At 50.6% G+C, this 12,639-nt stretch carries 16 protein-coding genes and 1 pseudogene; 11 read left to right on the top strand and 6 right to left on the bottom strand.

What is annotated here, in order from left to right; all coding sequences use genetic code 11:
- The first annotated feature begins 233 nt into the window (after window positions 1-233).
- Entirely contained in the window at window positions 234-869 is a 636-nt protein-coding gene (locus EO763_RS09560; RefSeq protein WP_039489167.1) for a riboflavin synthase, read from the top strand.
- A gap of 62 nt (window positions 870-931) precedes the next feature.
- Here the strand turns inward: EO763_RS09560 and EO763_RS09565 are convergent.
- Window positions 932-1,192 (bottom strand): annotated as a pseudogene (locus EO763_RS09565) (class I SAM-dependent methyltransferase); the annotation flags it as partial.
- A gap of 19 nt (window positions 1,193-1,211) precedes the next feature.
- Window positions 1,212-2,237, bottom strand: coding sequence for an HTH-type transcriptional repressor PurR (gene purR, locus EO763_RS09570; protein WP_039471672.1), 1,026 nt, complete (start codon window positions 2,235-2,237; stop codon window positions 1,212-1,214).
- A 389-nt stretch (window positions 2,238-2,626) separates the two neighbouring features.
- On the opposite strand from purR, the gene cydH reads away from it, so the two are divergent.
- Window positions 2,627-2,716 (top strand): cytochrome bd-I oxidase subunit CydH, encoded by a 90-nt coding sequence (gene cydH, locus EO763_RS09575; RefSeq protein ID WP_102116387.1) that lies wholly within the window; start codon window positions 2,627-2,629, stop codon window positions 2,714-2,716.
- Between the two features lie 100 nt (window positions 2,717-2,816).
- Here cydH and EO763_RS09580 read toward each other — a convergent pair whose 3' ends face one another.
- Window positions 2,817-3,668, bottom strand: a complete 852-nt coding sequence (locus EO763_RS09580; RefSeq protein ID WP_161528800.1) for a C40 family peptidase — start codon at window positions 3,666-3,668, stop codon at window positions 2,817-2,819.
- A gap of 341 nt (window positions 3,669-4,009) precedes the next feature.
- Between EO763_RS09580 and EO763_RS09585 the strand changes: the two genes are divergently transcribed.
- On the top strand, window positions 4,010-4,360 hold the full coding sequence (locus EO763_RS09585) for a Grx4 family monothiol glutaredoxin (protein ID WP_161528801.1): 351 nt from the start codon (window positions 4,010-4,012) through the stop codon (window positions 4,358-4,360).
- 103 nt (window positions 4,361-4,463) lie between these two features.
- On the opposite strand, the gene rnt is transcribed toward EO763_RS09585, so the two are convergent.
- Window positions 4,464-5,135, bottom strand: coding sequence for a ribonuclease T (rnt, locus tag EO763_RS09590; RefSeq protein ID WP_039489171.1), 672 nt, complete (start codon window positions 5,133-5,135; stop codon window positions 4,464-4,466).
- Window positions 5,136-5,282: 147 nt separating this feature from the next.
- A complete protein-coding gene (gene gloA / locus EO763_RS09595; protein WP_010276601.1) occupies window positions 5,283-5,690 on the bottom strand; it encodes a lactoylglutathione lyase in 408 nt (135 codons plus the stop codon).
- A 288-nt stretch (window positions 5,691-5,978) separates the two neighbouring features.
- Between gloA and EO763_RS09600 the strand changes: the two genes are divergently transcribed.
- Together EO763_RS09600 and slyA are read left to right on the top strand one after the other, a co-directional pair.
- Window positions 5,979-6,218, top strand: coding sequence for a DUF1289 domain-containing protein (locus EO763_RS09600; protein ID WP_072014071.1), 240 nt, complete (start codon window positions 5,979-5,981; stop codon window positions 6,216-6,218).
- Between the two features lie 228 nt (window positions 6,219-6,446).
- Window positions 6,447-6,884, top strand: coding sequence for a transcriptional regulator SlyA (gene slyA / locus EO763_RS09605; RefSeq protein ID WP_010276609.1), 438 nt, complete (start codon window positions 6,447-6,449; stop codon window positions 6,882-6,884).
- Between the two features lie 131 nt (window positions 6,885-7,015).
- Here slyA and EO763_RS09610 read toward each other — a convergent pair whose 3' ends face one another.
- Entirely contained in the window at window positions 7,016-7,483 is a 468-nt protein-coding gene (locus EO763_RS09610; RefSeq protein WP_005972534.1) for an outer membrane lipoprotein, read from the bottom strand.
- A gap of 349 nt (window positions 7,484-7,832) precedes the next feature.
- On the opposite strand from EO763_RS09610, the gene anmK reads away from it, so the two are divergent.
- The 6 genes from anmK to pdxY all read left to right on the top strand — a co-directional run bounded on the left by anmK (window position 7,833) and on the right by pdxY (window position 12,607).
- Window positions 7,833-8,945 (top strand): anhydro-N-acetylmuramic acid kinase, encoded by a 1,113-nt coding sequence (anmK, locus tag EO763_RS09615; RefSeq protein ID WP_161528802.1) that lies wholly within the window; start codon window positions 7,833-7,835, stop codon window positions 8,943-8,945.
- Between the two features lie 96 nt (window positions 8,946-9,041).
- Window positions 9,042-9,359, top strand: a complete 318-nt coding sequence (locus EO763_RS09620; protein ID WP_161528803.1) for an MliC family protein — start codon at window positions 9,042-9,044, stop codon at window positions 9,357-9,359.
- Between the two features lie 107 nt (window positions 9,360-9,466).
- Complete coding sequence (pdxH, locus tag EO763_RS09625; RefSeq protein ID WP_161530370.1) at window positions 9,467-10,150, top strand: pyridoxamine 5'-phosphate oxidase; 684 nt, start codon at window positions 9,467-9,469, stop codon at window positions 10,148-10,150.
- A 53-nt stretch (window positions 10,151-10,203) separates the two neighbouring features.
- The gene (locus tag EO763_RS23380) at window positions 10,204-10,395 is read left to right on the top strand and encodes a hypothetical protein (protein ID WP_208851995.1); all 192 of its coding nucleotides are present in this window, start codon (window positions 10,204-10,206) and stop codon (window positions 10,393-10,395) included.
- A complete protein-coding gene (gene tyrS / locus EO763_RS09630; RefSeq protein WP_010302304.1) occupies window positions 10,385-11,662 on the top strand; it encodes a tyrosine--tRNA ligase in 1,278 nt (425 codons plus the stop codon). Before EO763_RS23380 ends, tyrS begins: the two co-directional genes overlap by 11 nt.
- Before the next feature lie 84 nt (window positions 11,663-11,746).
- On the top strand, window positions 11,747-12,607 hold the full coding sequence (gene pdxY / locus EO763_RS09635) for a pyridoxal kinase PdxY (protein ID WP_161528804.1): 861 nt from the start codon (window positions 11,747-11,749) through the stop codon (window positions 12,605-12,607).
- The last annotated feature ends 32 nt before the right edge of the window (window positions 12,608-12,639 follow it).

Raw genomic sequence — 12,639 nt, forward strand, 5'->3', positions numbered from 1 at the left:
GAATGGCTAACGTAATAGCAGGATAAATGACTCAGATGTGAAAAACAGATCGGGATAAAGAGAGCGTTATTGTAACGACTTAACGAAAGTAAACCAGCATGGAAGAGAATATATTCTTTTTGTTACGCTACGGTTTCGATAGCAATGTGGCATACGGCATTCCGGTTTGGTTTTCCGTGAAATATCGGGCACACTGCACAGCGTCATTTCTTTGTTTTTAAGAGGCAAACCGCATGTTTACCGGTATTGTTCAGGGCACCGCGCCGGTGGTGTCGATTGAAGAAAAATCCAACTTTCGCACGCACATTGTCCAACTCCCACCCGAGCTGCTGCCAGGGCTCGTGCCTGGCGCATCGGTGGCACACAATGGCTGCTGCCTGACGGTAACCGCCATTGACGGCGATCGTGTCAGTTTTGATCTCATGAAGGAAACGCTGCGGTTAACGAATCTGGGCGATATTCATGAAGGCGATGTCGTCAATATTGAGCGAGCCGCGAAATTCGGTGATGAGATCGGTGGGCACGTTATGTCGGGGCACATCATGTGTACGGCGGAAGTGGTCAAAATTCAGGTTTCAGAGAATAACCATCAGATTTGGTTCCGTCTGGCTGATGAAGCGCTGATGAAATACGTGCTGCATAAAGGCTTTGTTGGGATTGATGGCATCAGCCTGACGGTGGGAGAAGTCACTCGCGGACGTTTCTGCGTGCATTTAATTCCAGAAACACTGAACCGCACCACGCTGGGACAGAAACGTCTGGGAAATCGTATCAATATTGAAATCGACCCGCAAACGCAGGCCGTGGTGGATACCGTCGAACGCGTGTTAGCCAGCAAGCAGTTGAGCGATCTCGCCAACGAAGACTGATATCCTGCACTGCCTATTCTTGTAAACCGGACGAGCCGCATCGTCCGGTTTTCTTTTTTCTATCAGCGTGAAACACGTAACCCGCCTTCGATCCCATCCGTGCTGTACACGACCTGCCAGAGCTGAAGTGTTCGTGCTCTGAATGCCCCTGCACAGGCGTTAAGATAGTAGCTGAACATCCGGTGGAAGCGGGCCGTATAGCGTGTGGAAAGCGGTGGCGAGTTCTGCTGGAAGCGAGCCTGCTAGGCCATTAATGTATGATCGTCATCAGCGCCGAAATTATGCCAGTTTTCCATCATCATGTAGTGCTCACTTGCCTGCGCTGCGCAGTATTGCCGCTAATTAGCGGCGATAGTCGAGGTAGGGGCCGTCTGCCACCGAGCGGCGTTCAATCAGCGTCGGGTGTACTTCAATGACGTGCGCATCTTCTCGTTTACTGGTAATGCGATCCAGGAGCATAGAGAACGCGGACTGGCCCAGACGCTCCTTTGGCTGGTGGATGGTGGTCAGCGCAGGCGTAAAGAAGCGTGCGTGGCGCACATTGTCATAACCGATCACCGAAATGTCCTGCGGTACGCGCAGACCCAGCTCGTCAGCCGCACAGATGGCACCCATCGCCATGATATCGCCACCGCAGAATACGGCTGTAGGTCGCTGTTTCTGTGCGAGAATCTGATGCATGGCTTTGTAGCCGGATTCCGGTTCAAAATCGCCCCGAACCACCCATTCGTCACGCACTGTGATATCAGCTTCCTTCAGCGCTTTCAAAAAGCCGAGGTAGCGTCCGCTGCCAGTGTTACGTTCTTGAGTGCCGGGGATGGCGCCGATATCGCGATGGCCGCGTTCAATCAGGTAGCGGCCTGCCATATAACCGCCTTCAAAGGCGTTATCGATAATCGTATCGGTAAAATCGCTGTGCATCTGTCCCCAGTCCATAACGACCATCGGAATGCTGCGATAATCTTCCAACATCGACAACAGCTCAGGCGGGTATTCGGCGCACATCACCAATAGGCCGTCGACGCGTTTTTGCGCCAGCATAGAAAGATAGGCGCGCTGTTTACCGATGTCGTTATGCGAATTACACAGCACCAACGTGTAACCTTTGGCATAGCAGCTGTTTTCGACGGCTTCAATGATCTCGGCGAAATAGGGGGCTTCGCTGGATGTGGCGAGTAAGCCGATAGATTTAGTGTGATTAACTTTGAGGCTGCGGGCGACGGCGCTGGGTGAATAGTGCAATTCTTTGATTGCCGCTCTGACGGCTGCCTTAGTCTCTTCGGCGACGAAACGTGTTTTATTGATCACGTGCGATACGGTTGTGGTGGAAACGCCAGCACGTTTTGCCACATCTTTAATCGTTGCCATCTAAAAATGACTCCTGAACTTACCTGTTACAGACGTAAGTATATTGTTAATCGTTTGCCTACGTTTAATGTTCTTCTTCTAAGCTAAAAAACAGGATTTCAGAAGGAGAATGCCGAATGTTATACCGAAGGGATCTGGGTTGACGTTTTTCGACTGATACGCAGCGCTTTCATAAACAGCGGATTGTGTCCGATTTATCATGAAAGTGAAAGGGCTAATTTATACTATTAGTGATGCATTCGTCCGAGATTTTTCGCTAGAATTATGAAAGAATCGTAATAACCCTATTATTTGTAGCTTTAACTGCCTAAGTGGATTCGGCTGTGAAGGGGCGTGTTTTTTCAGATGAAGTTTTCAGAGAAAATTTGTTCGCTAATAAGGAGTGGTTTATGGATACAGATCTGAAGATGTCTTTGCTGACAACCATTGGTTCGTTGGCTGTGATCATCGTGTTTAGTTTTACTGCGGTGCTGAACTAACCGATCGATGATTTTGTGCGGGTTAGGTATTCAGACACGTTGATGTTACATAAAACGTGTCTGAATTGCTTCTGTTCGACGTATGTAACCTATATCACTCTTAACGAATCGTCTGCGGTGTGACCACGCGGCGCGCGCCAACGTAGTGCTCCTGCCAATAATCTTCACTCAGCTTGCTGATGCGAATATCTGAGCCTGTACGCGGTGACTGGATAAATTTCCCTTCCCCCAGATAAACCCCGACGTGATCGGCTGCGCCACGGTTATTGATGCGGAAAAAGACCAGATCGCCACTTTCCAGCTCGCTCTTTTTAATCGGAGCGGCGTCACGTAGGTGGTACATTTCGTTTGCGGTGCGTGGAATTTGGATCTTAACGACATCTTTGTAGGCGTAATAAACCAGTCCGCTACAGTCGAACCCGGTAAAGGGAGAGGAACCGCCCCAGTGATAAGGCTTGCCTATCTGGCTCATCAACTTATTCATTGCAGTCGTTTTGGCATGCTGATAGCGTTTTTTATGCGCTGCGCTTAGCGCCATTCCCTTTTCTGTTGGCGACGGATTTTTCTCCGCTTTGCCTTTGAGTGCCGTTTTCTTCAAACCGGTTTTGACTCTGGCCTGTGCCGTTGTGTGTTTCTCTTCTTCAGGCTTAAGCTTTTTAAGATTTTTTTTCACTAGCGCAGGCGTGCTGCTTTGCGTCCGTGACGGTTTTTTTTCTGTCGCTTTGCTCGCGGTACGTGATTTGGTTTTATTACTGACTGGGGTAGGCTCTGGTTTTTTGCTTTTTATCGGTGTCGGTGATTTAGCATTACCCTTGGTTTGACGGTTTTTTTTATTCGTTTCTGCCACGGCGCTTTTTTTCGGCGCAGAATGCGGAGTAGGCGGCGCAGCCTGAGCCACGTTCAGGGATAGGTTGCTGAAAAATAATATAAAAAGAGTAATAAATAAGCGCATAATAAAAGTGACCGAACATAATCCTTAACTCGCTCAATCCCCACAGTATTCCTGAAAACGGCGTCATAAAAAAGTGGGCACGGTCGCTTTATTCATACAGAATAGTGAAAAAACGTTAATAGTTATTTTTTCGATTGATTTATCTGCGTTTTCTGGCGTTGATTTCATCAATGATGAATGACTTCAGGAAAAAATAACCCTACAAAAAATGGCGTTTTTTTGTGGCTAGTGGCATCGGTACAATATCACTGAGTCAATGTCGCTGTCGTAGCACCTCTGACGGCGGCTCATGGCTAGCGCTTTGGACGTTAGCCATCCTATAGAATTAAGGAAGCAAGAAGATGACGACACCGACAATTGAAAAAATTCAGCGCCAAATTGCTGAAAACCCGATTCTGCTGTACATGAAAGGCTCCCCGAAATTGCCAAGCTGCGGCTTTTCCGCACAAACTGTTCAGGCGTTGTCTGCCTGTGGCGAACGTTTTGCGTATGTTGATATTTTGCAGAACCCAGACATTCGTGCTGAGCTGCCGAAATACGCGAACTGGCCGACATTCCCGCAGCTGTGGGTTGACGGTGAGCTGATTGGGGGTTGTGATATCGTGATGGAAATGTTTCAGCGTGGTGAATTGCAGCCGCTGATCAAAGAAACGGCAGACAAATACAAAGCGCAGCAAGCCGCTCAAGAGTAATGCTTTCGTCTGGCGTAATGACGATGTCAACTGTTATTACGATGCGTGCGTGAATCCTTCCAACGGGTGCTTTTATGGCACCCGTTTTTTGATCTCAATCTTTTCAGTCGTCGGCTGACGCGTCTTCCAGCGAATTTTCTTCCAGCGCAATCGGCCAGCCGCCCAGACGTTTCCAGCGGTTAACCAACTCACAGAACAGCAACGCCGTCTGGTTGGTGTCATACAGCGCGGAGTGCGCCTGGCTGGAATCAAACGCAATACCGGCGGTAATACAGGCTTTAGCAAGAACCGTTTGGCCTAACACCAGCCCGCTGAGAGCGGCGGTATCGAAAGTGGCGAAAGGATGGAACGGATTACGTTTCAGGCTACAGCGCTCCGCTGCCGCTGCCATAAAGCTATGATCGAATGTGGCATTATGCGCCACGATAATCGCGCGGTTGCAGCCCTGATCTTTGATCCCTTTACGTACGACTTTGAAAATTTCATGCAGCGCATCATATTCGCTCACTGCGCCACGCAGCGGGTTGGTGGGGTCAATACCATTAAACGCCAGTGCAGCGGGTTCCAGAATCGCCCCCTCGAATGGCTCGACATGAAAATGTAGCGTTTCATCTGGCTGTAACCAACCGTCTTGATCCATTTTTAATGTTACCGCCGCAACTTCCAGCAAAGCATCTGTTTTCGCATTAAATCCGGCGGTTTCAACATCAATCACTACCGGGTAAAACCCACGAAAACGGCCGCTCAGGGCGTTCAGATCACTTTTATCAGCCATTTTTCTCTTAATTGTTAGCAAAACGCAGCGCACATTATTGCAAATTTTGACTGGAGATGCAGCATGCCGTTGTTGTTTCAAACAGCAGAGATAGCAGAAGAAGGGGGAAAAACAGGTGCTGATACAGCACCTGTGGAATGCGGGGTATTAGTGACCGATGCCGTTACCGGCGTGGGCGTTCTCGATCAATTCGATTTTATAACCGTCTGGATCTTCGATGAACGCGATCACGGTCGTACCGCCTTTGACCGGGCCCGCTTCGCGCGTTACATTGCCACCCGCTTTGCGGATACGCTCACAGGTTGCTGCAACATCGTCAACGCCTAGCGCGATATGGCCATAGGCGTTGCCCAGATCGTAGCTGTCGACGCCCCAGTTGTAAGTCAATTCGATAACCGCACCTTCGCTCTCTTCGGTATAACCGACGAAAGCCAACGTGTATTTATATTCGGTATTCTCGCTGGTGCGCAGCACGCGCATGCCCAGGATTTGGGTATAGAAATCGATAGAACGTTGTAAATCGCCAACACGCAGCATGGTGTGAAGTAAGCGCATAGTGTCCTCGTTAAAAAGTGCAACAAAGAGGGAAGTATAGCGTTGTGGTTCTACCGAGTCCAAGTTGTTGGGATGATGCTAAAAATGCGACACTATGGTGAGGTTTGTGTTAAAACGTACTATCAGGAGGGATAAATAGCGCGTTGGGTCACTTTTAGACTGCCTGGCGTGTAAAAAATTGTCAGTTATTACAATGGTTACCTAATTATTTTCATTGTGACTGTCCGTTTGGGCTTGCCAGCGGTAAAGAACAGGGCTTCAATAAATAGAGTTGTCGCAGGAGGTGTTGTGCCAGAGCAACTTGAACTCTTTGTTGTCCCTAATCCATGTCGTGGTGTTTGTCAGACGGATGAAGGCGGATATTGTCGCGGTTGCTTTCGCAGTCGTAATGAGCGCTTTAGTTGGGGCCAAATGAGTGATGCGCAGAAACAGGATGTGCTGCGTTTGTGTCGGCAGAGAATGAAACGGTCACAGCGTTCAGAGAAGCCCGATACACCAGCAGAGTCCCGTCAGCCATCGTTGTTTTAAGTTATCTTGTCTTAGATGGTCTATTTACGTGAAATTTTGTTTAAGCAACGCAGGAGCGTTCGATTGAATAAAATAAGCCTGAGATCATTTTTAAAAGACTTTTATTTGATAGAATCCATTCCGTGATGGAGCTATTTTTACAACAATAAAGTCATTTTTTATTCTTATAAATCAGAGTTGATTGCAATCCAGGGATATAACTTAGCGTGCTAACAATAAGGAGAGGTGATGGAATTGCCATTAGGATCTGATTTAGCCCGTCTGGTGCGCGTATGGCGTGCGCTGGTCGATCATCGATTAAAACCACTTGAACTGACTCAGACGCATTGGGTCACGTTGCATAACATATACCATCTACCCCCTGGGCAGTCGCAGATTCAACTCGCCAAAGCGATAGGTATTGAGCAACCCTCATTAGTCCGAACATTGGATCAGCTTGAGGAAAAAGGGTTAATCACTCGCCACGTTTGTGCGCACGATCGTCGGGCAAAACGTATTATGCTGACCGAATCAGCAGAGCCAATCATACAGGCAGTCAATGGTGTAATTAGCCATACACGTAGTGAAGTATTATTTGGAATTACGCCGGAGCAGGTTGATGAATTAGCGCTGCTGGTTTCGCGTCTTGAGAAAAATATATTGGCATTACATGAAAATCAAGCGTAGCTAAATTTAGGTTACGCAGAGGGAGAATTAAATCCCGGCAATATCACCAGTATCGATTATTGGTTATTTATTCCGGGAGTTGATTATTCGTTGTGACGATCGCCGCAGAGAATGGCGATCGTCACACAACATTAGCGTGGGGAAACGGTGATACTACGGCCATTGCTGGCCATAGCAACGCGTTGACCCGCGCTGAATTTCGTATCGCCTTGTTTCTGTACCACCATAATGGTACTGCCGTCATCACGACGAATTTCCAATTCTACGCCCTGTGTGCGGTTCAGCGCACCCGTGGCGCTTTGACCCGCGACACCCCCCGCGACTGCGCCAGCTGCTGTCGCCAGGCTACGACCGGAACCGCCGCCGATAGTGTTGCCTAGGAAACCGCCCAGAACAGCACCGCCCAGCGCGCCGATCACGTTAGAATCTTCTCCCGCCTGAATTTGAACCGGACGCATAGAAACAATCGTACCGTAGGTCACGGTCTGTACCTGTTTGGCTTCGGATGCGCTGTAAACATCACCTGAAAGCGTACTGGTATTAGCACAACCAGCCAGCGTGATACCAGCAAGGGTAACCACAAGCAAACGCTTCATCATAATACAAACTCCTTAATAGCGAATATGTCGGGCTGGCTCAGCCTCGGCCGACGCAGTGTTATACCAACAAATTATGGTCTGGCTCAGTGTAGCATGCCACTCTTTTTACTCTTTTTTTCAGAATATGATAGTGCGCTTAAATTGCGTATAGACAGAGCAGTAAATAGTACGAGAAAGAGTTTTTTTGTAGCAAATATTATCCAAAACCGACATTTGGTTAAAACCTAACCCGTGTGGCAAAAACGTAAAAAAATTTAATAATTCAGCGTGTTAACGTGCTATTTTTATTCTCAACATAACAGTTGTTATCGGTGTTCTCTTTTTATCCCACAGGGGCAAAGGCTATATAATGAGATCAGGCAGATATATTGGCGTAATGTCCGGCACCAGCCTTGATGGTGTGGATGTTGTGCTAGCCGCGATTGACGAACATACGGTTGCTCAGCAGGCCAGCTACTGCCACCCGATACCCCAGGATATCAAAATGGCCATCCTAGGGATGTGTCAGGGGCAGGCGGTGACGCTGTCGGCGCTGGGGCAGTTGGATACGCGTCTGGGCATCTTGTTTGCCGAAGCCGTGCTGACGCTGCTTAAAGAGACGGAGCTGAGTGCGGAGGATATCACCGCGATCGGCTGCCACGGACAGACGGTCTGGCATGAGCCCACGGGCGATGTGCCTTGTACGTTGCAGATCGGCGATAATAACCGCGTTGCCGCCTTGACTGGCATCACGACCATAGGTGATTTTCGACGCCGCGATTTGGCTTATGGCGGGCAGGGCGCACCACTGGTGCCATCATTCCACCATGCGTTGCTGCTGCATCCTGTCGAACGACGTATCGTGCTCAACATCGGGGGCATCGCCAATCTATCGCTGCTGGTGCCGGGTGCGCCCGTGCGCGGTTACGACACCGGTCCTGGGAATATGCTGTTGGATGCCTGGATCTGGCGGCACTGCGCGCAACCGTATGATAAATACGCCGTGTGGGCGATGAGCGGTCAGGTAAATCCGCTGTTGCTACGCCGAATGTTGACCGATCCTTATTTTGCGTTGCGAGCGCCCAAAAGCACCGGGCGTGAGTATTTCAATCTGGGGTGGCTGGAAAGAATGCTGGCTGGTCTGCCGCCGATAGCGCCGCAGGATGTTCAGGCGACGCTGGTTGAGTTAACGGCTATGAGCATCGCTGAACAGGTGCTGTTGGTCGGTGGATGCGAACGCTTACTGGTTTGCGGCGGTGGCGCACGTAATCCTCTCATTATGGCGCGTCTCTCGGCGCTGCTGCCTGGCATCGAAGTCAGCACGACGGATGAATGTGGCGTGAGTGGCGATGATATGGAAGCGCTGGCGTTTGCCTGGCTGGCGTCACGCACGCTATCAGGGCTGCCGGGCAATCTGCCGTCCGTCACGGGGGCGAGTCAGGAAACGGTGTTAGGCGCGATTTATCCGGTCAGCGCGGATTAATCAGATTTTGCCGAGAGGCTCATGGTTATCCTCTTGTTAAACTTAAATGAACGGCAGCGCCAGTTGCCGCCATCGACAAAAATGACAGGAGAAAAAATGAAACGATTGCTGGCGGGGACAGCGCTCATGCTGCTGAGCGGGTGCAGCTATTTTGGCCATAAACAGACGGTGGAAACGCTGCATTATCAATGCGGCACAATGCCGCTAACCGTTACGCTACAGCAGGGCGGTGAAGCGACTCCACAGGTGAGTTTCCTGATGGACGGTGAACGTCTGACGCTCCCTCAAGTGGTGTCCGCTTCTGGCGTCAGATACAGTAATGATACCTACACCTTCTGGAGTAAAGGCGACCGTGCATTTATCCAACGGGGTGAACGGGTTATCGTAGACGATTGTGTGTTGGCACCGATGTAACTGACGCCGCACGGTTGCGGTGTTGCTGCTGATTGCGATTTTTCGGGTACGGGAGCAAAATGGGATTTTCGCCCGCTTCTGGCCCGACATTGCGACAGCAGGATATTATGACTCAGGAACGTTCCCCCTCTGACGGTACGCCTCTTATTCAACCCGCCGATATTGCTGACATCCGCCGTGAATACACGCGTGGCGGGCTTCGCCGTAGCGATCTTCCCGCTAATCCACTGGATTTATTTGAACGCTGGCTGAAGCAGGCCTGCGACGCGAAACTGGCCGATCCTACCGCGATGTCCGTTGCGACCGTGGATGAACACGGACAGCCTTACCAGCGTATCGTTCTGCTGAAACACTATGATGAGAAAGGCATGGTGTTTTATACCAATATGGGCAGCCGCAAAGCCCATCATCTGGAAAACAATCCACGCATCAGCCTGCTGTTCCCTTGGCATATGCTGGAGCGGCAGGTCATCGTGCTGGGACGCGTAGAGAAGCTGCCGGCGCTTGAGGTGCTGAAATATTTCCACAGTCGCCCGAAAGACAGCCAGATTGGTGCGTGGGTATCAAAGCAGTCCAGCCGGATTTCAGCGCGTGGCGTGCTGGAAAGCAAATTTTTGGAATTGAAGCAAAAATTCCAGAATGGTGAGGTGCCTTTGCCGAGCTTCTGGGGGGGCTTCCGCGTCGTTATCGATTCTGTTGAGTTTTGGCAGGGCGGTGAACACCGCCTGCATGACCGATTTTTCTACCAGCGGCAGGACGAGGGCTGGCAGATCGATCGTTTAGCGCCTTAATCGCGAAATATCCGTGTTAAACGCTGGCGCTCCTATCATCAGCACTTTATCCTATGAGGTTTCGCATTGACTGGGCATTGCGCGGCGATATGGCGTTCATAGCTGGTTGCGTAACGTCATGCAGCAGCGAAATCATCATGCGACAGCAGACAGGTATGCTGCGCATCTCTCACGGCATTGTGCGTAAACCCAATGGGAACGTAACGGCCTATTTTTATAAAAATGGAGTTATCGATGGCGAGTAGTAACCTGATTAAACAATTGCAAGAGCGGGGCTTGATTGCCCAGGTGACGGATGAGGAAGCGTTAGCAGAGCGGCTGGCGCAAGGGCCAATTGCACTGTATTGCGGTTTTGATCCCACCGCTGATAGCTTGCATTTGGGGCATCTGGTGCCGCTGCTCTGCCTGAAACGCTTCCAACTGTCTGGCCACAAGCCGGTTGCGCTGGTTGGCGGTGCCACGGGGCTGATTGGTGACCCAAGCTTTAAAGCCACCGAGCGTAAGCTGAACACGGCTGAAACCGTGGGTGAGTGGGTAGAGAAAATTCGTCGTCAGGTTTCTCCATTCCTGGATTTTGACTGCGGCAAAAACAGCGCGATCGCCGCCAATAACTACGATTGGTTCGGCAATATGAACGTGCTGGATTTCCTGCGTGATATCGGCAAACACTTCTCCGTTAATCAGATGATTAGCAAAGAAGCCGTCAAACAGCGTTTAAACCGTGATGACGTCGGTATTTCGTTCACCGAGTTTTCTTACAACCTGTTGCAGGGATACGACTTTGCCTCGCTGAACAAGCAGCATGATGTCGAACTGCAAATCGGTGGTTCTGACCAATGGGGTAACATCACGTCCGGTATCGACTTGACGCGCCGCATGAACCAGAAACAGGTTTACGGCTTGACCGTACCGCTGATTACTAAATCTGATGGGACGAAGTTCGGTAAAACGGAAGGCGGCGCAATCTGGCTGGATGCCAGCAAGACCAGTCCTTACAAATTCTACCAATTCTGGATCAACACGGCAGATGCCGATGTGTACCGCTTCCTGAAATTCTTCACGTTCATGAGCCTTGAAGACATCGATGCCCTGGAAGAAGAAGACAAAAACAGCGGCAAAGCTCCACGCGCGCAGTATGTGCTGGCGGAAGAAGTAACTCGTATGGTTCATGGTGAAGCGGGTCTGGAAGCGGCTCGTCGTATTACACAAAGCCTGTTCTCTGGCGCATTGCAGGATATGACGCAGGACGATTTTGCGCAGCTGGCGCAGGATGGTATGCCGATTATCGAACTGGAAAACGGCGCGGATTTACAACAGGCGCTGGTCAGCGCTGAGCTGGTGCCGTCACGCGGTCAGGCTCGTACGATGATCGCTTCGAATGCGGTAACCATTAACGGCGAAAAACAGGCCGATCCTGAATACACCTTCAGCGATTCCGACCGTCTGTTTGATCGCTACACCTTGCTGCGTCGCGGCAAAAAGCACTACTGCCTGATCTGCTGGAAAGCATAAGCATCACCGATAAGGGAGCGTCAGCTCCCTTTCTTCTTGTAAGTTGAGGCGCACAGGCGCTGGCAAGGATTTGAGTCATAGCTAATGAAAAATATACTTTCCATCCAATCACATGTCGTTTTTGGTCATGCCGGTAACAGTGCGGCAGAGTTTCCGATGCGTCGGATGGGCGCAAACGTTTGGCCGTTGAATACGGTGCAGTTCTCGAACCATACCCAATACGGTCACTGGACGGGGTGTGTGATGCCAGCCAGCCATCTGACCGACGTGGTGCAGGGAATTGCGAACATCGACAAGCTGAAGACCTGTAATGCAGTATTGAGCGGCTATATCGGCTCCGCCGATCAAGGGGAGCATATTCTGGGTATTGTTCGTCAGGTTAAAGCAGCCAACCCTGATGCGCTGTACTTCTGCGATCCCGTGATGGGTACGCCGGAGAAAGGCTGCATCGTCGCGCCCGGCGTGTCTGATTTCCACTGCCAGCAGTCGCTGCTAGCGGCCGACATTATTGCGCCGAATCTGCCTGAACTGGAACTGCTTGGCGGTCGTACCGTGCATAACGTGGCAGAAGCCGTGGAGACTGCGCGTGCCCTGTGTGAAAAAGGGCCAAAAATCGTTCTGGTGAAGCACCTTAGCCGAGCAGCCACGCGTGAAGACAGCTTTGAAATGCTGCTGGTGACGCCGACGGATGCCTGGCACATCAGCCGCCCGCTGGTCGAGTTTGAACGTCAACCTGTAGGCGTGGGCGATTTGACCAGTGGATTGCTGCTGGTGAACTTGCTGAAGGGCGTGGCGTTGGATAAAGCGCTGGAGCACACCACGGCGGCTGTCTATGAAGTTATGCTGGTGACGAAAGAGATGAATGAGTATGAGCTACAGCTGGTTGCGGCTCAGGATGGGATTGCCAATCCGCGTCATCACTTCCAGGCGATTCGCCTGTCGTAAAACGTATAACGCCCCGAATACCGGGGCGTTAT

Source organism: Pectobacterium odoriferum (genome assembly GCF_009931295.1).
GTDB lineage: Bacteria > Pseudomonadota > Gammaproteobacteria > Enterobacterales > Enterobacteriaceae > Pectobacterium > Pectobacterium odoriferum.